This is a genomic window from Candidatus Skiveiella danica, from assembly GCF_022705245.1.
In the GTDB taxonomy this organism is placed as follows: domain Bacteria; phylum Pseudomonadota; class Gammaproteobacteria; order Burkholderiales; family Burkholderiaceae_C; genus Skiveiella; species Skiveiella danica.
Genome location: NZ_JAKJEW010000015.1, coordinates 34,962 through 54,967, shown reverse-complemented (window position 1 = coordinate 54,967; position 20,006 = coordinate 34,962). Strand labels below are relative to the sequence as shown.

General features: G+C 64.0%; 20 protein-coding genes. 14 read left to right on the top strand and 6 right to left on the bottom strand.

Annotation, left to right across the window (positions count from 1 at the left end):
* The first annotated feature begins 9 nt into the window (after positions 1–9).
* Positions 10–540 carry a GNAT family N-acetyltransferase gene (locus ACMUOY_RS10380; protein ID WP_413892644.1) on the top strand — a complete coding sequence of 177 codons (531 nt, stop codon included), beginning with the start codon at positions 10–12 and terminating at the stop codon, positions 538–540.
* 75 nt (positions 541–615) lie between these two features.
* Here ACMUOY_RS10380 and ACMUOY_RS10375 read toward each other — a convergent pair whose 3' ends face one another.
* The 6 genes from ACMUOY_RS10375 to ACMUOY_RS10350 all read right to left on the bottom strand — a co-directional run bounded on the left by ACMUOY_RS10375 (position 616) and on the right by ACMUOY_RS10350 (position 4,968).
* Positions 616–1,398 (bottom strand): peptidylprolyl isomerase, encoded by a 783-nt coding sequence (locus ACMUOY_RS10375; RefSeq protein WP_413892643.1) that lies wholly within the window; start codon positions 1,396–1,398, stop codon positions 616–618.
* Positions 1,399–1,470: 72 nt separating this feature from the next.
* Positions 1,471–1,734, bottom strand: a complete 264-nt coding sequence (locus ACMUOY_RS10370) for a BolA family protein (protein ID WP_413892642.1) — start codon at positions 1,732–1,734, stop codon at positions 1,471–1,473.
* A 23-nt stretch (positions 1,735–1,757) separates the two neighbouring features.
* Complete coding sequence (locus ACMUOY_RS10365) at positions 1,758–2,309, bottom strand: septation protein A (protein ID WP_290733069.1); 552 nt, start codon at positions 2,307–2,309, stop codon at positions 1,758–1,760.
* Between the two features lie 12 nt (positions 2,310–2,321).
* The gene (gene msrB, locus ACMUOY_RS10360) at positions 2,322–2,732 is read right to left on the bottom strand and encodes a peptide-methionine (R)-S-oxide reductase MsrB (RefSeq protein WP_290733067.1); all 411 of its coding nucleotides are present in this window, start codon (positions 2,730–2,732) and stop codon (positions 2,322–2,324) included.
* Positions 2,729–4,225 (bottom strand): protein adenylyltransferase SelO, encoded by a 1,497-nt coding sequence (locus ACMUOY_RS10355; RefSeq protein WP_290733065.1) that lies wholly within the window; start codon positions 4,223–4,225, stop codon positions 2,729–2,731. Before ACMUOY_RS10355 ends, msrB begins: the two co-directional genes overlap by 4 nt.
* A gap of 62 nt (positions 4,226–4,287) precedes the next feature.
* Complete coding sequence (locus tag ACMUOY_RS10350) at positions 4,288–4,968, bottom strand: Crp/Fnr family transcriptional regulator (RefSeq protein ID WP_413892641.1); 681 nt, start codon at positions 4,966–4,968, stop codon at positions 4,288–4,290.
* A 241-nt stretch (positions 4,969–5,209) separates the two neighbouring features.
* Here ACMUOY_RS10350 and ACMUOY_RS10345 point away from each other — a divergent pair, with 241 nt between their 5' ends.
* The 13 genes from ACMUOY_RS10345 to ACMUOY_RS10285 all read left to right on the top strand — a co-directional run bounded on the left by ACMUOY_RS10345 (position 5,210) and on the right by ACMUOY_RS10285 (position 20,001).
* The gene (locus ACMUOY_RS10345; RefSeq protein WP_413892640.1) at positions 5,210–6,838 is read left to right on the top strand and encodes a fatty-acid--CoA ligase; all 1,629 of its coding nucleotides are present in this window, start codon (positions 5,210–5,212) and stop codon (positions 6,836–6,838) included.
* A gap of 121 nt (positions 6,839–6,959) precedes the next feature.
* Positions 6,960–8,195, top strand: coding sequence for a branched-chain amino acid ABC transporter substrate-binding protein (locus ACMUOY_RS10340; RefSeq protein ID WP_413892639.1), 1,236 nt, complete (start codon positions 6,960–6,962; stop codon positions 8,193–8,195).
* A gap of 83 nt (positions 8,196–8,278) precedes the next feature.
* A complete protein-coding gene (locus ACMUOY_RS10335) occupies positions 8,279–9,313 on the top strand; it encodes a branched-chain amino acid ABC transporter permease (RefSeq protein WP_413892638.1) in 1,035 nt (344 codons plus the stop codon).
* A 3-nt stretch (positions 9,314–9,316) separates the two neighbouring features.
* Positions 9,317–10,606, top strand: a complete 1,290-nt coding sequence (locus ACMUOY_RS10330) for a branched-chain amino acid ABC transporter permease (RefSeq protein ID WP_413892637.1) — start codon at positions 9,317–9,319, stop codon at positions 10,604–10,606.
* Complete coding sequence (locus ACMUOY_RS10325) at positions 10,606–11,385, top strand: ABC transporter ATP-binding protein (protein WP_413892636.1); 780 nt, start codon at positions 10,606–10,608, stop codon at positions 11,383–11,385. Before ACMUOY_RS10330 ends, ACMUOY_RS10325 begins: the two co-directional genes overlap by 1 nt.
* Before the next feature lies 1 nt (position 11,386).
* Positions 11,387–12,082, top strand: a complete 696-nt coding sequence (locus ACMUOY_RS10320; RefSeq protein WP_413892635.1) for an ABC transporter ATP-binding protein — start codon at positions 11,387–11,389, stop codon at positions 12,080–12,082.
* A 124-nt stretch (positions 12,083–12,206) separates the two neighbouring features.
* Positions 12,207–14,318 (top strand): 3-hydroxyacyl-CoA dehydrogenase NAD-binding domain-containing protein, encoded by a 2,112-nt coding sequence (locus ACMUOY_RS10315; protein WP_413892634.1) that lies wholly within the window; start codon positions 12,207–12,209, stop codon positions 14,316–14,318.
* A 41-nt stretch (positions 14,319–14,359) separates the two neighbouring features.
* Entirely contained in the window at positions 14,360–15,535 is a 1,176-nt protein-coding gene (locus tag ACMUOY_RS10310) for an acetyl-CoA C-acyltransferase (RefSeq protein ID WP_413892633.1), read from the top strand.
* Positions 15,536–15,572: 37 nt separating this feature from the next.
* Complete coding sequence (locus tag ACMUOY_RS10305; RefSeq protein ID WP_413892632.1) at positions 15,573–16,490, top strand: hypothetical protein; 918 nt, start codon at positions 15,573–15,575, stop codon at positions 16,488–16,490.
* A 93-nt stretch (positions 16,491–16,583) separates the two neighbouring features.
* Positions 16,584–18,416, top strand: a complete 1,833-nt coding sequence (locus ACMUOY_RS10300) for an acyl-CoA dehydrogenase (protein WP_413892631.1) — start codon at positions 16,584–16,586, stop codon at positions 18,414–18,416.
* A complete protein-coding gene (locus ACMUOY_RS10295; protein WP_413892630.1) occupies positions 18,416–18,718 on the top strand; it encodes a Dabb family protein in 303 nt (100 codons plus the stop codon). The genes ACMUOY_RS10300 and ACMUOY_RS10295 overlap by 1 nt, the downstream gene beginning before the upstream one ends.
* Positions 18,719–18,760: 42 nt before the next feature.
* The gene (locus ACMUOY_RS10290; RefSeq protein ID WP_413892629.1) at positions 18,761–19,555 is read left to right on the top strand and encodes an SDR family oxidoreductase; all 795 of its coding nucleotides are present in this window, start codon (positions 18,761–18,763) and stop codon (positions 19,553–19,555) included.
* Positions 19,552–20,001, top strand: a complete 450-nt coding sequence (locus ACMUOY_RS10285) for a PaaI family thioesterase (RefSeq protein ID WP_413892628.1) — start codon at positions 19,552–19,554, stop codon at positions 19,999–20,001. Before ACMUOY_RS10290 ends, ACMUOY_RS10285 begins: the two co-directional genes overlap by 4 nt.
* The last annotated feature ends 5 nt before the right edge of the window (positions 20,002–20,006 follow it).

Sequence of the window (20,006 nt, the reverse complement as noted above, 5' to 3'; positions counted from 1 at the left end):
TCCCAAACCATGAAAGCCCCACCAACGTCGAGGCTCGACATCCGCAGCATGACCACCGCCGATCTGCCGGCCGTGATGGCCATTCAGGCTGCTTGCTACACCGAGCTGGTGCCGGAGTCGCAGGCCTCGCTGGAGGCCAAGCGCGCCGCGTCGCCGTCCACCTGCCTGGTCGCCGCGCGCGATGGCACGGTCATCGGCTATCTGTTCGCGCTGCCCTGGACAGCCGGGCAGCCGCCGGCGCTGGATGCCCGAACCTGCGAGCTGCCCAGCGAGCCGGACTGCCTGTATCTGCATGACCTCTCGGTGGCGCCGATCGCGCGCCAAGGGGGAACGGGACGGGCGCTGGTGGAGGCATTTCGCGCCCGCATGGCCGTGCTGGGACTGGCCCGGGCGGCCCTGGTGGCGGTCCAGGATTCGGTGCCGTACTGGGAACGCTACGGATTCCGGATGGCGGCCCTTGCGGCGCCGCGCCAGGCCGCGCTGGCCACCTACGGGCGGGCGGTGGCCTACATGGAACTCGACACGGCGCACGGGGCCTGACCTCAGGCGCAGTACCGGCCGAAACCAGAAAAAACGCGGCCGAAGCCGCGTTGCTGTTGCCCGGCGCAGTGGCGGTTACTCGACCTTGGCCTTGGCGCGCAGTTCGTCCTGGAACTGGGCCAGCTTCTGTTGCTGGATTTGCTGGGCGATCTGTGGCTTGACCTGTTCGAACGGGGGCAGCTTGGCCTCGCGCATGTCGTCCAGGCGGATCACATGCCAACCGAACTGGGTCTTGACCGGCACCTCGGTCAGTTGCCCTTTTTCGAGCTTGACCATGGCGGCCGAGAACTCGGGCACGTAGCTGCCGGCACTGGCCCAGTCGAGATCGCCACCATTGGCGCCCGAGCCCGGATCCTTGGACGATTTCTTGGCGATCTCATCGAACTTGCCGCCCTTCTTCAGGCTGACGATGATGGCCTTGGCCTCGTCTTCGTTCTCGACCAGGATGTGGCGTGCGCGGTATTCCTTGCCGCCGTTGGCCGCGACGAATTTGTCGTACTCGGCCTTGGCTTCGGCGTCGCTCACCGGGTTTTTCTTCTGGAAGTCGGTGAACAGCTCCCGGATCAGGATGGACTGACGGGCCAGTTCGAGCTGGTTCTTGTAGTCCTCGGTGGTGTCCAGGCCGCGCTTGCGGGCTTCCTGCATGAAGATTTCACGGGCAACGACCTCGTCCTTCAGCTGGTTCTGCTGCTCAGGCGGAACTGGGCGACCCGCGCGGGCCATTTGCTGGGCCAGTGCGTCGACGCGGGATTTGGGAATGGGCTTGCCGTTGACGATGGCCAGATTCTGGGCAAATGCGGGAGCCATGGCACCCAGCAGGGCAGCCGCCAGGGTGGCGGTCAGAAGTTGCTTTTTCATGGAAAATTTCCTGGTAAGTCTGCGTCGGCAGGTCGCGGACAGCTATTGTAAAAATAGCGCCCCGGAGCCGCTTCAAAGAACTTCAATGGCCAGGGCATGGACACCCTGGTCGATGAAATCTTGCAGCGCATCATACACAAGGCGATGGCGTGCCACGCGGCTTTGCCCCGCAAACAAGGGCGATGCGATCCGCACCCGGAAATGGGTGCCAAAGCCGGTGCCATTGGCCCCCGCATGGCCGGCGTGCTGCCCGCTTTCGTCAATCACTTCAAGCTGGACGGGCTGCAGGATTTCCTCCAGGCGCTGTGCCATCTGTCGGGCCAGGGGGCTCGTCATGTCGGTGGTCCTCGTGGTCGCCGTCAGTTCCCCGGTGTGCCGGGCTGATCGTCAGGCTTGAGATGGCGCGAGATATAGAAGCCCTGCGCCAGGATGAAGGCGAGCGGAAACGCATAGCCCCAGAGCTTGAAGTTGACCCAGTCCTCGGTGCTGTAGTAGGCCGCCACGTAGCCGTTGATGGCCGCCATGAACGCGCAGTACCAGACCCACGCGACGTTCAGGCGATGCCAGACCGTCGAGGGCAGCGAGAGTTGGCTGCCCAGCAGGGCCTTCAGGTAATTCTTGCGCAGCACCCACAAGGCAAAGGCCAGCGCCAGCCCCATCGCCGCGTACAGGACGGTGGGCTTCCACTTGATGAAACGGTCGTCCTGCAAGGTCAGGGTGAGGGCACCGAACACCAGCACCAAGGCCAGGGTCACCTTGTGCATGGTTTGAAGCTTGCGGTCGATCGCGTAGATCGTTGCCATCTGCACCACCGTGGCGGCCATCAGCACGGCTGTGCCCACGTAGATGCCATAGAACTTGTAGGCACCGAAGAACAGCAGGATGGGGAAGAAATCAAGCAGGATTTTCATGAAGTCGGCCGGTCACTCAGGCTTGAAGTCTAACGAGGCCGAATTCATGCAGTAGCGCAGGCCGGTGGGCGCCGGGCCGTCTTCGAACACATGGCCGAGGTGGGCACCGCACTGCGCGCACAAGGTTTCGGTGCGCACCCAGCCGTGGCTGCGGTCCACCCGTTCCTCGATCGCGCCGGGAATGGCCGCCTGCCAGAAGCTGGGCCACCCGCAGCCGGCGTCAAACTTGGTGTCCGACTCGAACAGCTTGGCGCCGCAGCAGATGCAGGCGTATTGCCCGGGGGTCCAGTGGTCCTCGTATTTGCCGGTGAAGGGGCGCTCGGTGGCGGCGTGGCGGGTCACTTCGAAGGCCAGTGGCTCGGCGCCTTTTTCCGCCAGCAAGGCTTTCCATTCGGCGTCGGTCCGGGTCGTCTGCTTGGTCATGATGAACAGCTGATGGAGAGGGTGGAGGCCCAGTCGGGCGGAAATCCGGCCAGCGCTTCGTTGCCGGGGTGTTCTTCGAACGGGCGCTCCAGCAGCGTCAGCAGACGTTCGACCCAAGAATAGTCACGCACTTTGGCCGCGCGGATGGCTTCTTCGCCCAAATGGTTGCGCAAGATGTACCTGGGATTTGTTTTCAGCATCTGATGGGCGCCATCCCAGCGTGGAATGGTCTTTATACGCTCCTGATACCGTAGCATCCAGGCGTCGAGACCCCCACGGTCAATGAACAGGTCTTGCACGGGTTCACCGCCTTCACCGGCCATCCATCGGCTCAGGCGGCGCCAGAAGATGCTGTAGTCCACCCGATCCTGTGCCATCAGCATCAACAATGCGTCGATCAGATCGCGGTCCGGCTCCCGCGGGGCGTCCGTCAGCCCCAGCTTGGCCCGCATGCGCGCATCCAGTTCCCGGGGGAAGACGGTCTTGAAGGGTTCCAGCGCAGCCATGGCCTGGTCGGGTTCGCCGATCAGCGGCAGCAGCGCCTGGCCCAGGCAGAACAGGTTCCAGTAGGCGATGTTGGGCTGGCGGTTGTAGGCGTAGCGGCCTTGCGGATCGGAGTGGTTGCAGATGTGGCCGGGGTCGTAGGCGTCCAGGAACTGGAACGGCCCATAGTCCAGGGTCAGGCCGAGGATGCTCATGTTGTCGGTGTTCATCACCCCGTGGCAGAAGCCGACGGCCTGCCACTGCGCCACCATGGCGGCGGTGCGCCCGCTGACCGCTTCCAGCAGGGCGGCGTAGGGGTTGCCGTCGAAGGCGCCCGTTTCGCGGCACGCCGGATAAAACCGGTCGATCACGAAATCAGCCAGGGTCTTGAGCTCGCCGAGTTGCCCGCGCGCTGAAAAATGCTCGAAGTGGCCGAAGCGGATGAAGCTCGGTGCCACACGGGTGACCACGGCTGCGGTCTCGATTTCTTCGCGGTACACCGGCGCGTCGGAGCCGACGACGCACAGGGCCCTGCTGGTGGGGATGCCCAGCGCGTGCATGGCTTCGCTGCAAAGAAACTCGCGAATGCTGGATCGCAGCACGGCACGCCCGTCACCCATGCGAGAGTAGGGGGTCAGCCCGCTGCCCTTGAGCTGCACTTCGAGTCCTGCGCCGTCGCCGGTGGCGACTTCGCCAAGCAGGATGGCACGGCCGTCGCCCAGTTGCCCTGCCCACTGCCCGAACTGGTGGCCGCTGTAAACGCTGGCCAGTGGCGCGCTACCCGACAGGGGCAGGTTGCCGGCAAATACCTCCAGGGCGACGGGCGAGTCCATCCATGCGTCGGAAAGGCCAAGTTGCCCGGCGACCGCACGACTCTTCCCAACCCAGTACGGATCGGGCAACGGGTGCGGCGCCAGGCGCGTATGGAACGAGGGTCCGAGCGCTGCGAACCGGTTGTTCCAGCGCAGACCTGCATCCACGGCCATCGAGCCGTCCACCAAGGTGTTCATGTCTGCATTGTCGCGACACCCGAGCAGGCTTGAGGTCGCTGGGGACTTTGTACCGCCTGTGCTCAGGCACGGGCAGGGTAGTTCAAGAGGGCGGGCTCGTTCAGGATGTCCACCCGGCCGAACGCCAGCGACACCAGGCCCAGGCGCTCCATCTGGCGCAAGACGCGATTCACGGTCTGGCGGGACAGGCCGACCAGATGCCCCAGTTCCTCCTGCGAGAGGCTGAGTTTGCGCACGCCCGGCCAGAAAACCCGGCTCAGGTACAGCGCGACGCGCTCCTCGGGAGAGCGCAGGCGCCCGGCCTCGATCAATGCCATGGCCTGGCCGAGGCGCCGGTTGAGGTGCGCCACGAGGTAGCGGTTGAAGGGCAGGTTCTGTTCCTGGAGGGCCTGGAAATCGGCCCGCGCCAGGCACAGCAGGGTGGTGTCGCGCAGCGCCACCACGTCGTAACGGCGCGGCTCGGCCTTGAGGGCCGAGCCTTCCCCGAACCACTCGCCTGCGGGTACACCGAGGAACGCCGACACGCGGCCCTCGGCTGAGGTGCTTTGCAACTTGACCAGGCCATCAAGCACCGCGTACCACCCTTTGACGGTTGCACCGGCGGGCAGCAGGCAGTCGCCCTTTTCCCCTTTGACGAAGGTCAATTGCTCCATCAGCCGAGCTTGCTGCCCAGGCGTCAACGAAGCGTGCCAGGGTTGGTTGCGGATGAACGTCTGCGCGACAGTTGCGGCGGGGGTCAGCATGAGGCAAGGACGGCGTGCAGAAATGGGCAGTGGCAGGGGAATTGTGCGCCACGGGCGCGAGGCGGCATCGCGTGGCTGGGGTTTACCCGAATCAATTGTCCTTTCAAAGACAGGTGTTGCGGACGATGGCAGGATGGGTCACAGTTATCGGTTGGCCGGGTTTGGCCGCACACCGCGCCTGCTGCCGCGGCTATTGCCCTCGCTGTACCGATTACAGACATTCATTCAAGGAGTTGTTGCCATGCTGGGTTTGATGCAAGACCATCCGTTGCTCATTTCGTCGCTCATCGAGTTTGCCGAACGCCACCACGGCGAGGGCGAGGTGGTTTCCCGCCGCGTCGAAGGCGATCTGCACCGCTACACCTACAAGGACGTTGCTCGTCGCGCGCGCCAGGTCGCCAACGCGCTGGATGCGCTGAAGCTGGGCTTCAGCGACCGCGTGGCCACCTTGGCCTGGAATGGCTACCGCCACCTTGAGCTGTATTTCGGCGTCAGCGGTTCGGGCCGGGTTCTGCACACGCTCAATCCTCGCCTGCATCCGGAGCAGATCGCCTGGATCGTCAATCACGCCGAAGATTCGGTGCTGTGCTTTGACATGAGCTTTCTGCCCATCATCAAGGCCATCCACGCCCATTGTCCGACGGTGAAGCATTTCGTGGCATTGTGCGACGCCGACAAACTGCCGGCCGATTCGGGTATTCCCGGCCTGCAAAGCTACGAATCCTGGATCGCCGCCCAGTCCAGCGAGTACCAATGGCCGGTGTTCGACGAGAACTCGGCCTCCAGCATGTGCTACACCAGCGGTACCACCGGCAACCCGAAGGCGGCCCTGTACAGCCACCGTTCGACCCTGCTGCATGCGCTGGCAGGCGCCTTGCCGGATGCGCTGAGCATGAGCGCGCGCGACAGCGTGTTGCCCGTGGTGCCCATGTTCCATGTCAACGCCTGGGGTCTGCCGTATTCCGCCGCCATGACGGGTGCCAAGCTGGTGTTCCCCGGCCCTGCGATGGACGGAAAGTCGATCTACGAGTTGATCGAAGGCGAGAAGGTCAGCTTCGCGGCTGGAGTGCCCACGGTCTGGCAGATGATGCTGGGCCACATGTCGGCCGGCAAGCTGCGTTTCTCCACGCTCAAGCGCACCGTGATCGGCGGTTCCGCTTGCCCGCCCGCGATGATCACGGCGTTCAACGATGAATACGGAGTGGAGGTGCTGCACGCCTGGGGCATGACCGAAATGTCGCCGCTGGGCACGGTCTGCACGCTCAAGAACAAGCACTTGCCGATGTCCGTCGAGGACAAGATGAAGGTGCGCCTCAAGCAGGGCCGCGGCATCTTCGGGGTCGACATGAAGATCGTCGATGCCGAGGGCCACGATCTTCCCTGGGATGGCAAGGCCTATGGCGACCTGCTGGTCAAGGGACCCTGGATCATCAAGGCGTATTTCAAAGGCGAAGGCGGCTCGCCCTTGGTGGACGGCTGGTTTCCCACGGGCGACGTGGCCACCATCGACGCCGATGGTTACATGCAGATCACCGACCGCAGCAAGGACGTGATCAAGTCCGGCGGCGAGTGGATCAGTTCCATCGACGTGGAGAACGTGGCCATGGCGCATCCAGCCGTGGCCATGGCGGCCTGCATCGGCATGAAGCATCCGAAGTGGGACGAGCGTCCCATTGTTGCCGTTGTCCGCAAGCCGGGCACCGAGCTGACCCGGGAGGAGCTTCTGGCCTTCTATGAAGGCAAGACGGCCAAGTGGCAGATCCCCGACGACGTGGTGTTCGTCGATGCGATTCCGCTGGGGGGCACCGGCAAGATGATGAAAGCCAAGCTGCGCGAGATGCTGAAGGATTACAAGCTGCCGGGCCTGTGACTCAGCGGCTCGGCGTGGCCGCGCAGTCGCGAGGGTGATAGTTCCTACGGGCATTCCCTGACGGGGCGCCGCCGCAAAGCTTGTACCCTCAATCTGTTGTCCAAAACCAAGGAGATACTCGATGAAATTTGCGATGAAGGCTGTGGCCGTTGGCGTCATGCTGGCAGGCGTGTCTGTGGCGTTCGCCCAGAAGGGCGAGGTCGTGAAGATGGTTCGCATTGACCCGCTGACGGGTCTGCTCGGCCCGGTTGGCGTGAGCCAGGCCAAGGGTTACCAGTTCTTCGCCGAGAAGTTCAGCGGCGCCGGCAACCCGGCGGGCGTGAAGTTCGAAGTGACCCCCATTGACAACAAGCTCAGTCCGGCGGAGAGCCTGAATGCGTTGAAGGCGGCCATTGACGGCGGCGCGCGGTACATCATCCAGGGCAACGGTTCGTCGGTGGCACTGGCGCTGTCGGATGCGGTGGCCAAGCACAACGAGCGCAATCCCGGCAAGGAAGTGCTGTATCTCAACGATTCCGCAGTTGATCCCGATCTGACCAACAGCAAGTGCAACTACTGGCACTTCCGTTTCGACGCGGATACGACCATGAAGATGGAGGCCATGTCCAGCTTCATCTCGGAGCAGAAGGACGTCAAGAAGGTCTATCTGCTGAACCAAAACTACTCGCATGGCGTGCAGGTGGCCAAGTACGCGAAGGAAACCCTGGCGCGCAAGCGGCCGGACATCCAGATCGTCGGTGAAGACCTGCATCCGCTGGCACAGACCCGCGACTTCGCGCCCTACATCGCCAAGATCAAGGCTTCCGGTGCCGACACCGTGATCACCGGCAACTGGGGTTCCGACCTTTCGTTGCTGATCAAGGCGGCCAACGAAGGCGGCTACAACGGCAAGTTCTTCACCTACTACGCCGGCGTCACGGGCACGCCGACCGCGCTGGGGACCAATGGCGCGGGCCGGGTCTACCAGATTGCCTACAACCACTACAACATGGGTGGGCAGATGCAGAAGTGGCAGGACGAGTTCAAGAAGAAATACAACGACGACTTCTACACGGGCTCCACGATCCGGATTTTCGAGACCCTGGGTGCGGCGATGGCCAAGGCGAAGTCCACCGATCCGGTCAAGGTTGCGGCTGCGCTGGAGGGCATCCGTGTCCAGAGCATCAACGGCGAAGTCGAGATGCGCAAGACCGACCACCAGTTGCAGCAGCCGCTGTACATGACGGTCTGGGACAAAGCCAGCGCGAAGTACCCCTACAGCCCCGAGAACACCGGCATGACCCTGGTGCCGCTCAAGGAGTACCCGAACTACGTGTCGAGCACGCCCACCAGCTGCCAGATGAAGCGCCCCTCCTGATCCAGGCGGGTTGACGCTGGAGCCCGAGCGGGTGCACCGTATCGGGCTCTTTCTTTTTTTGCCGCTCAGGAAGGACTTTTCGAATGGAGTTTTTCATCATCTCGATGCTCAACGGGCTGAGCTATGGCCTGTTGCTGTTCATGCTGAGTTCCGGGCTCACGCTCATCTTCAGCATGATGGGCGTCCTGAACTTTGCGCACGCCAGCTTCTACATGGTGGGCGCCTACGTCGGCTATACCGTGTCGCGTCTGGTCGGCTTCTGGCCTGCGCTGGTGATCGCGCCGCTGGTGGTCGGCGCCCTGGGCGCCGTGTTCGAGCGCCTGTGTCTTCGCCGGGTGCACAAGTTCGGCCATGTGCCGGAGCTGCTGATCACCTTCGGTCTTTCCTATGTCATTCTGGAACTGGTGCAGCTCATCTGGGGCCGCATCGCAGTCGAGTTTCGGCCGCCGGAGCTGCTGCAGGGCCCGGTCTTCACGCTGATCAACCATTCGGCCAAAGGTCTCAGCATGGTCTGGGGCGCTGCGCCTGCAGAGATGTGCAGCGCCGCCGATGCGGCGGTGCGCCTGGTCTGTTCGCCGTTCCCGGCCACCCGCGGCTTCATGATGCTGGTGGCGCTGGTCATGCTGGTGTCAGTGTGGCTGCTGCTCACACGCACCCGCATCGGTCTGGTCATCCAGGCGGCACTGACCCATCCCGAGGCGGTGGAGTCCTTGGGTCATAACGTGCCGGCCGTGTTCATGATGGTGTTCGGCGCGGGAGCTGCGCTGGCCGGGCTGGCCGGTGTGATCGGTGGCAGCACCTTCCTGACCGAGCCCAGCATGGCGGCGACGGTCGGATCTGTCATTTTCGTGGTGGTGGTCGTGGGTGGCATGGGATCGTTGTCGGGGGCTTTTCTTGCGTCGGTGCTGATCGGCGTGATCCAGACCTTCGCGGTCGCCTTCGACTACTCGGTTGGCTCGCTGGCGGCCCAGATGGGGGTGCAGCTCAGTCCGGGCGCCCAGGGCAACACCCTGGTGAAGCTGACCATTTCGCAGGTGGCTCCCATCCTTCCGTACCTGTTCCTGGTACTGATCCTGATTTTCCGGCCCAAGGGCCTCCTGGGCACCCGGGAGGGCTGATCGATGACCAAGTATTACGAATTCAAACCGCTGAACCTTGGGCGCTGGATTGTCTGGAGCCTGTTTGCTCTGATTCTCGCCGTGATGCCGCTGCTGTTCACCAGCAGCTTGTCGGTGACGATCCTGTCGCAAATGGGCATTGCCATCATTGCCTGCCTGTCCTACAACATGCTGCTGGGCCAGGGTGGCATGCTGAGCTTCGGACATGCCGTGTACACCGGACTGGGCTCCTTCGTGGCGATCCATGCGCTGAACAGCATCTCGAATGGGTCCCTGCCGCTGCCGGTGTCCCTGATCCCGCTGGTGGGCGGTATTGCCGGACTTGGCTTCGCTGTGCTCTTCGGATGGGTGACCACGCGCAAGTCGGGAACCACCTTTGCCATGATCACACTGGGGCTGGGCGAACTGGTGTTCGCCATGTCGCTCATGATTCCGGAGTTCTTCGGCGGAGAAGGCGGCGTATCCAGCAACCGCGTGATTGGCAAGCCGTTTTTTGGCATCACTTTCGGTCCGCCCCTGCAGGTCTACTACCTCATCGCGGTCTACACCTTTCTGGCAGTGGCAGCGATGTATGCCTTCACGCGCACCCCGCTGGGGCGCATGCTCAATGCAGTGCGTGACAACCCCGAGCGCGTGGAATTCGTCGGCTACAACACCCAGCGCGTGCGCTACCACGCCTTCGTCATTTCCGGATTCTTTGCCGGCATCGCTGGGGGGCTGGGCAGCCTGCTGTTCGAGATCGTCACGGCCGAGGTGGTCGGTGCAGCCCGCTCGGGGGCCTACCTGCTGTTCACCTTCCTGGGTGGCGCCACGTTCTTCTTTGGGCCTATTCTGGGCGGCATCCTGATGGTGATCGCCTTTGTTCTGCTGTCCGAGTTCACCAAGGCCTGGTTGCTGTACCTGGGGCTGATCTTCATGTTCATGGTGATGTACGCGCCAGGGGGCATCGCCAGCCTGATCATGATGAACCTGCGCGTGGCCGCTTTTGGCAAGCTGCGCACGCTGTGGGTGAGCTACCTGGCACTCGGCGTCACGTTCCTGATCGTGCTGCTGGGTGCGGGCGCGATGATCGAGATGATCTACCACCTGCAGCTGGATTCGGGGTCGGGCGATGCGGTCAGGTTCCTTGGTGTGACCCTGCATGCACGCGGTTTGAACAGCTGGTTTGGCTCGCTGTTTGTCCTGTTGACGGGCTTCGGCCTGTTCGAGGTCACCCGACGGCAGTTCAAGCGCCAGTGGGGCGAGATTCAGACCGAGATCGAGAAAGAAATCAAACGCAGGGAGACCGCCTGATGAGCAGCGCGTATGCATTGGAACTCCGTGATCTCCGCAAGAGTTTCGGCAAGACCGAGATCATTCGAGGGGCCAACCTGGCGGTGACGGCAGGGGAGCGTGTGGCCATCATCGGGCCGAATGGCGCCGGCAAGTCGACGTTGTTCAATCTGATCAGTGGCCGGTTTGAACCGACCAGCGGCGATGTGCTTCTCGGTGGCCAGCGGATCAACGGCATGAAGCCCTACGAGATCAACCGGCTGGGCCTTTCGCGCAGCTTCCAGATCACGAACATCTTCCCCAAGCTCAGCGTGTTCGAGAACCTGCGCTGTGGCGTACTCTGGAGTCTGGGCTACAAGTACACCTTCCTGAAGTTCCTGGCCGACCTGGATGATGCCAACGAGCGCGCCGAGCAACTCATGGAGATGATCAAACTCGACAAAAAGCGCGATGTGCTCGGCATGAACCTGACCTACGCTGAACAGAGGGCTTTGGAAATCGGCATCACGATTGCGGGCGGCGCGGGGGTCATCCTGCTCGACGAGCCCACGGCCGGGATGAGCCGCAGTGAAACCGCGCGCTTCATCGGGCTGATCAAGGAGGTCACTGTCGGCAAGACGCTTCTCACCGTGGAGCACGATATGGGGGTTGTCTTCGGTCTGGCCGACAAGATCGCCGTGGTGGTCTATGGTGAAGTGATTGCCTTTGATACGCCGGACGCGGTGCGCGCCAATGCCAAGGTGCAGGAGGCGTACCTGGGATCTTCCGTGGCGGACGCGCAGGCAGGGGGAGGTCATTGACATGTTGAAAATCAACAACCTGCATGCCTTCTACGGCAAGAGCCATGTGTTGCATGGTGTGGGCTTCGGCGTCGAGCCAGGCGAGATCGTCGCTCTGCTCGGGCGCAACGGATCGGGGCGTTCAACCGCGGCCAAGGCCATCATGGGCCTGGTGCAGTGCGAGGGCAGCGTCGTCTGGAAAGGCCAGGAGATCCTGGGCCGCAAAGCCTACGAGATCGCCCACCTGGGCCTTGGCTATGTGCCCGAGAGCCGGGATATCTTTCCCGCGTTGACGGTGCACCAGAACCTGATGCTCGGCCAGAAGGGCTCCGGCAAAGGCAGCCGCTGGTCGTTCGATGACATGTACGACATGTTTCCTCGGCTCAAGGAGCGCCAGCACACCGAGGCCGGCGTGTTGTCGGGTGGCGAGCAGCAGATGCTCACGCTGTGCCGCACCCTGATGGGCGATCCGGACCTGATCATCATCGACGAGCCGACCGAAGGTCTGGCGCCGAAGATCGTGGAACTGGTGGGTGAGTACCTGCAAAAGCTCAAGGCGCGTGGCATCTCGGTGTTGCTGATCGAGCAGAAGCTGACCATCGCCATGGCCATTTCTGACCGCGCGCTGGTCATGGGCCATGGATGCATCGTGTTCGAAGGCACGCCAGAGAGCCTGCGTGCTGACGCCTACACCCGCAAGGAGTGGCTGGAGGTCTGATGGCGCGTCGGGCTCAGTCCCGGTCGTGACAAGGCCTTCGTGCACCGCAACAAAAAGCCCCTAGAATTCAAAATAGAACGATCGTTCGTTTTTCGTTTCATCTCTTTTCACGAGGAACTCCAGCATGACGGCTGAATACAAAGTCCACGGCGACGTGGCGGTGATCACTCTCAATAACCCGCCGGTCAACGGCCTCGGGTACTCGACGCGGATCGGTATCACCGACGCGCTGGCCCAGGCCAACGCGGACGCCGCAGTGAAAGCCATTGTTCTCACGGGTGCCGGCAAGGCCTTCTCCGGTGGCGCCGACATCCGGGAGTTCGGCAGCCCCAAAGCGACCCAGGAGCCCAACCTGCTGAGCGTGATCGAGGCGCTGGAGAATTCCGGCAAGCCCGTTGTGGCCGCCATCCACACGGTCTGCATGGGCGGTGGACTCGAACTGGCCCTGGGCTGCCACTACCGCATTGCGGCGCCCGGCTGCAACGTGGCGCTGCCCGAAGTCAAGCTCGGACTGATCCCCGGCGCGGGTGGGACGCAGCGCCTGCCGCGCGTGCTCGGTGTGGAACCGGCGCTCAACATGATCGTCAGCGGTGAGCCCATCAAGAGTGAAATGCTGGCCATGTTGCCGGGGCAGAAACTGTTTGACAAGATGGCCGCGTCGGCTGAAGCCTTGCCGGCAGAAGCACTTGGGTTGGCCAAGGAGATGGCCGCGAAACATGCGGATGGCAGCGCGTTGCCGCAGGTGCGCAACCTGCCTTGCAAGCATCCGCTGGGAGACGCCTATTTCCAGTTCGCCCGCAACATGGTGAAAGGGATGTCGAAGAATTTCCCGGCGCCGGCCAAGTGCGTCGATGCCGTGGAGGCCGCCACGACCAAGAAGTTTGCCGATGGCATGGCGTTCGAACGCGAGATCTTCATCAACCTCATGTGGACGCCCGAATGCCGCTCGCTGCGCCATCTGTTCACCGCCGAACGTGCAGCCAGCAAGATCCCCGATGTGCCGGAAGACACGCCAAAGCGCGAAATCGGGGCAGTCGCGGTCATTGGTGCGGGCACCATGGGCGGTGGCATCGCCATGAACTTCCTGAATGCCGGCATCCCCGTGAAGATGCTCGAGATGAAGCAGGAGGCGCTGGACCGGGGTATCGCCACCATTCGCAAGAACTACGAAGCCCAGGTCAAGAAGGGCAAGCTCAAGCAGGACAAGTACGACCAACGCATGGCCCTGTTGTCCACCACGCTGAGCTATGACGACCTGGGTGCCGCCGATCTGGTGATCGAAGCCGTGTTCGAGGACATCGCCGTCAAGGAGGCGGTGTTCAAGGAGCTCGACCGTGTCATGAAGCCCGGCGCCATCCTGGCGTCCAACACCTCCACGCTCGATGTCAACAAGATCGCCAGCTTCACGAAGCGACCCCAGGACGTGGTCGGCCTGCACTTCTTCAGCCCGGCCAACGTGATGAAACTGCTGGAAGTGGTGCGCGGCGAGAAGACTGCCAAGGATGTGATGGCCACCGTGATGGCCGTCGCGAAGAAGATCAAGAAGACAGCGGTCGTCTCTGGCGTGTGCGACGGCTTCATCGGCAACCGCATGATCGAGCAGTACGGCCGCCAGGGCGGCTTCCTGCTGGACGAGGGCTGCACGCCCGAGCAGGTGGACAGGGCCATGGAGAAATTCGGCATGGCGATGGGCCCGTTCCGCATGGGCGACCTGGCCGGCAACGACATCGGCTGGGCCATCCGCAAGCGCCGCGCCACGGAACGCGCCGACATGAAGTACAGCAAGACCGCAGACCTGCTTTGCGAAAAGGGACGCTTCGGGCAAAAGACTGGCGCGGGCTGGTACGACTACGTTGCGGGCAAGCGTGACGCCATTCCCAATGCCGAAGTGGTCAAGATGATCGAGGACCACCGCAAGTCGCTGGGTATCACGCCACGCAAGATCTCGGACGAGGAGATCGTGCAGCGTCTGGTGTTTGCGCTGGTCAATGAAGCCGCGCACATCCTTGAAGAAGGCATTGCCAACAAGGCCAGCGACATCGACATCGTCTACATCTTCGGTTATGGCTTCCCTGCGCACCGTGGGGGGCCCATGAACTATGCCGACCAGGTGGGCCTGTTCAACGTGGTCCAGGCCATGAACCGCTTTGCGAAGAACCCTCTGGACGACGCCAGGTTCTGGCAGCCGGCACCCTTGCTGGCCCGTTTGGCCGCCGAAGGCAAGACCTTCAATTGAGGCGCGCCGGACGTTCAAGCACACACGAATAAGGAATCATCATGACATCCGCAGTTATTGTTTCTACCGCCCGTACGCCGCTGGCCAAGAGCTGGAAGGGCGCCTTCAACATGACCCATGGCGCCACCCTGGGCGGCCACGCCGTGCAGCACGCCATCGCCCGCGCCGGGATCGATGCCGGCGAGGTCGACGACGTGATCATGGGTTGCGCCTCACCCGAGGGCGCGACCGGTGCCAACATCGCACGCCAGATCGCACTGCGTGCGGGCTGCCCGGTGACCACATCGGGCACGACCGTCAACCGCTTCTGCTCTTCGGGCCTGCAGACCATCGCCCTGGCCGCCCAACGCATCATTGCCGGCGAGGCCGACGTCTTCGTGGCCGGCGGCGTGGAGAGCATCTCCTGCGTGCAGCAGGAGATGAACAAACACATGCTCGCCGATCCGTGGCTGGTCAAGAACAAGCCCGAGATCTACTGGAACATGCTGCAGACGGCCGAGAACGTGGCCAAGCGCTACAACATCGGCCGCGACGCGATGGACGAATACGGCGCCGCCAGCCAGCAGAAGGCCACCGCCGCGCTGGAGGCCGGCCTGTTCAAGGCGGAGATCGCGCCGATCACGGTGACGGCCGGCGTGGCGGACAAGGTCATGGGCCTGATGACCAAACAGGTCACGATCGAGAACGACGAAGGCATCCGTGCCGGCACCACGAAGGAAGGCATCAGCGGTCTGCGTTCTGCGCTGCCCGGCGGCCTGGTGTCCGCTGGCAACGCCAGCCAGTTCTCCGACGGGGCCGGCGCGTGCGTGCTGATGAGCGAATCCCTGGCTTCCAGAAAAGGGCTGCAACCGCTGGGCCGTTTCCTGGGCTTTGCCGTGGCCGGCTGCGAACCGGATGAGATGGGCATCGGTCCCGTCTTTGCGATCCCCAAGGTGCTCGCGCGCCTGGGCCTGAAGATGGACGACATTGACCTCTGGGAGCTCAACGAGGCCTTCGCCGTTCAGGTGATCTATTGCCGCGACAAGCTCGGCATCCCGGGCGACCGCCTGAACGTCAATGGCGGCGCCATCGCGGTGGGCCATCCCTACGGCGTCAGCGGGCAGCGGCTGACCGGCCACGCGCTGATCGAAGGCAAGCGCCGCGGCGCCAAGCGCGTCTGCGTCACCATGTGCATTGGTGGCGGCATGGGCGCGGCCGGCATCTTCGAAGTGCTCTGACGCACCACTGGCCGGGCAGTCTTGAGTGGACGGGGCCGTGGACCGATCGCCGGCAAGGCGCCTGCTCTATCTGGTGCACGGCGCCGCCAGCTACTACCAGGAGGCCGCCTACTCGCTGCTCTCCCTCTGGCGGCATCCGGACACCGCCTCGATCGAGATCGTGGTCGTGACCGATGACCCGGCCCCTCTGCAGGCCCTGATCGGCACCCCCCCGCAGCTGCAGTACCTGGTGTATTCCAGCGAGCAGCGGCGCCACTGGCAGGGGCCGCAGGGGTACATCCACCGCATGAAGCCCTGCGCATTTGCCTGGGCGATCGACACGCTCGACTCCGGTGGTGACCGCGTCTGGGCTTTTGTCGACTCGGACACCGCGTTCACTCGCCCGCCGCAGGGCTGGCTCGACGCGGTGGAGCAGGGCAACATCGTGCTTCATGCACAGGAGGGCACGGTCCATGGCAACCGCACGCATTCGCGGTCGCAACGGCGCCTGGACGACACCTGCCGCCGGCAGGCGCTGATGATCCGGGGCCGTGCGAAGCAGGTGCCAGGCGATTCGGCGATGTGGAACTCGGGCGTGATCGGTCTGCGCGCCAGCCAGCGCGACATCCTCGCCGACACAGTGGACCTGATCGACACGCTGTTTCCGATCTGCCCGATCCACACCATCGAGCAGGTGGCGTTGTCGCTGATCCTGCAGGACCGCCAGCTGTCCGTGCGCACCTGTGATGCCGAGGTGCTGCACTACCACACCTTCAAGGAATTCCGCGGCGACCTGGCGCGCTTCTTCGAGCACTACCAGGGCGCTGGCACCGAGCGCCTGCTGCAGGGCTGGGCCGACATCGACCCGAGCCTGCGCATCGTGCCCAAACGCGAGTTCAACGCGCTGCCCAAGTGGCGGCGCAAGCTGCGACGCTACTTGGGCGGCGGCTGGAAACCGCTGCCGCTGCCGTGGTAAGGCGTAAGCCGTCCCGGCGCGGCACCAGGCCCTTGGCAGCGCGGCTCGCCATGCAATCCCTTTGTTTTTCACCCCTTTGACCGGACCCATCCCATGAACGCGCGCAACACCCTGGACTTTCTGCTGTACGACTGGATTCAGGTGCACTCGCTGGGCGAGCGGCCCCGCTTTGCCGACCACTCGCGCGAGACCTTCGACGCCGTGCTGGACACCTGCGAGCGCATCGCCCGCGAAAAGTACGCACCGTTCAACCGGCTGGTGGACACCCAGGAGCCGCAGTTCGACGGCGAGAAGGTCATCCTGCCCCAGGCCACTCATGAAGCGCAAAAGGCCTACGCGGCCTCGGGCATGTTGAGCGCCGCACAGGACTACGACATCGGCGGCATGCAGCTGCCCTACACCGTGGAGGCCGCGGCCAACAGTTTCTTTGCGATGGCCTCGGTCAGCATCGGCTCCGGCATGCTGACCACCGGCAACGCCAACCTGCTCATGGTGCACGGCACCGAGCTGCAGAAACAGGTGTTTGCGCTCAATGAGTTCTCCGGCCGCTTCTCCGGCACCATGTGCCTGAGCGAACCCCAGGCCGGGTCGAGCCTGAGCGACGTGGCCACGCGCGCCGTGCCGGATGGCGAGGGCTTCGCGTCGGATCCGCTCGGGCCCCGATACCGCCTGAAGGGCAACAAGATGTGGATCTCCGCTGGCGAGCACGAGCTGACCGAAAACATCATCCACCTGGTGCTGGCCAAGATTCCGGGCCCGGACGGCAAGCTGGTGCCGGGCACGCGCGGCATTTCGCTGTTCATCGTGCCCAAGAAGCTGGTCGACACCGACGGGCAGCTCACCGGCGAGCGCAACGACGTGGCGCTGGCCGGGCTGAACCACAAGTGCGGCTGGCGCGGCACCACCAACACGCTGCTGAACTTTGGCGAGGGCAAGTATCCGGTCCGTGGGGAGGCCGGCGCCGTGGGCTACCTCGTCGGACAGCCCGGCAAGGGCTTGCACTGCATGTTTCACATGATGAACGAGGCCCGCATCGGCGTCGGCCTGGCCGCCACCATGCTCGGCATGGCCGGCTACCAGGCCAGCCTGGACTACGCGAAGAACCGGCCCCAGGGCCGGCCCATGGGGCCTGCCGGCAAGGATGCCGCGCAGCCGCAGATCCGCATCATCGAACACGCCGACGTCAAGCGCATGCTGCTGGCCCAGAAGGCCTATTGCGAGGGCGCTCTGGCGCTGGAGCTCTACTGCGCCCGCCTGGTGGACGAGCAACACACCGGTGATGCCGGGGCCGCGGACGACGCGCGGCTGCTGCTGGAGGTGCTCACGCCGATCGCCAAGAGCTGGCCCAGCGAATGGTGCCTGGAGGCCAACAGCCTGGCGATCCAGATCCACGGTGGCTACGGCTACACGCGCGACTTTCCGGTCGAGCAGTACTGGCGCGACAACCGCCTGAACATGATCCACGAAGGCACCCATGGCATCCAGGGCATGGACCTGCTGGGGCGCAAGGTGCTGATGGAGGAGGGCCGTGGCCTGCAGTTGCTGGCCACGCGCATGCAGGCCACCATTGAGCAGGCCGGGCTGATTGCCGAACTGGCGCCGCACGCCAGCGCGTTGGGCGATGCGCTGCGCCACGTGGGCGCGGCGACACGGTCGGCGTGGGCAACCGGCAACCCGACCGATGCGCTGGCCAATGCCGTGCCCTACATGCAAGCGTTCGGGCATACCGTGCTGGCCTGGATCTGGCTGGACGTGGCGCTGGTCTCGCGCGCGCATGCGGCGGGCCCCGGCAGCGCGGCGCACACCGGCCGTCTGGCCGCCGCACGCTACTTCTTCCACTACGAGCTACCCAAGATCGGCGCCTGGCTCAAGGTCGTGGAAAACCGCGACCTGACCTGCGCCGACTGCCCCGAGGAGGCCTTCTGATGCTCAAGCACATCGTGATGTGGACGTTCAAGGAGCACGCGGAGGGCGCCGACAAGGCGACTAACCTGCGCCGCGCCAAGGTGATGCTCGACGGCTGCGCCGATATCGCCCCGGGGACAGTGAGGTTTGAGGTCGCCATCGCACAATCCGGACTCGAATGCACCTACGACCTCGTGCTGTACAGTGAATTCGAAGACCAGGAGGCGCTGGACGCCTACCAGCACCACCCGCGGCACGTGGCGATCAAGCCGTTCATCGCCGCGGTGCGCGCCGAGCGCCAATGCATGGACTACCTGGTCTGAGCCCTTTTTTCCCTGCCCTGAACCCTACCCTTCGGAGACACCATGACCGCACGCACTGTTCAGCAACTGTTCGATCTCACGGGCAAGACCGCCCTCGTCACCGGCGGCTCGCGCGGCCTGGGCCTGCAGATGGCGCACGCGCTGGGCGAGGCAGGCGCGCGCATCATGCTGAGTTCGCGCAAGGCCGCCGATCTGGAAGAGGCCGTGGCCGACCTGCAGGCGGCCGGCATCGACGCCCGCTGGATCGCCGCCGACTGCGCGGTGGAGGCCGACATCCGCCGCCTGGCGAGTGAAACCCTGGAGCGCATGGGTCCGGTGGACATCGTGGTCAACAACGCCGGCGCCGCCTGGGGCGCGCCCGCCGAAGACTATCCGGTGGAGGCCTGGGACAAGGTCATGAACCTCAACGTGCGCGGCTATTTCATCCTGAGCCAGCACATCGCCAAGCACAGCATGATCGCGCGCAAGTCGGGCCGCATCATCAACATCGCCTCCATTGCCGGCCTGGGCGGCAACCCGCCCGAGATGCAGACGATCGCGTACAACACATCCAAGGGTGCGGTGATCAACTTCACCCGCGCGCTGGCCGCCGAATGGGGTCGCTACAACATCACCGTCAATGCCATCTGCCCCGGCTTCTTCCCGAGCAAGATGACCGCCGGCACGCTCAAGGCACTGGGCGAGGAAAAGCTCGCGGCCCACGCACCGCTGCGCCGCCTGGGCGACGACGAAGACCTCAAGGGCCTGACCCTGCTGTACGCCTCCGACGCGGGCAAACACATCACCGGCCAGTGGCTGGCCGTGGACGGTGGCGTGAGCGTGGTGACCGGGGGATGAGCTTCAAGTTCGGTGCCCATATCCCGTTCGTGAACCTGCTGAGGTTCACGCTGGAGGTGTTCGCGGACGGGCATTCCGAGATCCACTACGCGCCCAAACCCGAGCACATGAACTCGTTCGACGTGACCCACGGCGGCGCCTGCATGACCCTGCTCGACGTGGTCATGGCGACGGCCGCGCGCAGCGTGAATCAGGACATGGGCGTGGTCACGATCGAGATGAAGACCAGTTTCATGCGCCCGGCCAAGGTCACGCCAGGCGGTCGTCTGACGGCAAAAGGCCGGCTGATGCACCGCACGAAATCGATGGCCTTCACCGAAGGCACGATCTATGACGAAGCCGGCCTGGCCTGCGCGCATGCCACCGGAACCTTCAAGTACGTGAACCGCGCGCCCGACAGGGCCACCGCGGCCGGAATCGTTCACCCGCAGATTTCAACCGACTGAAACCC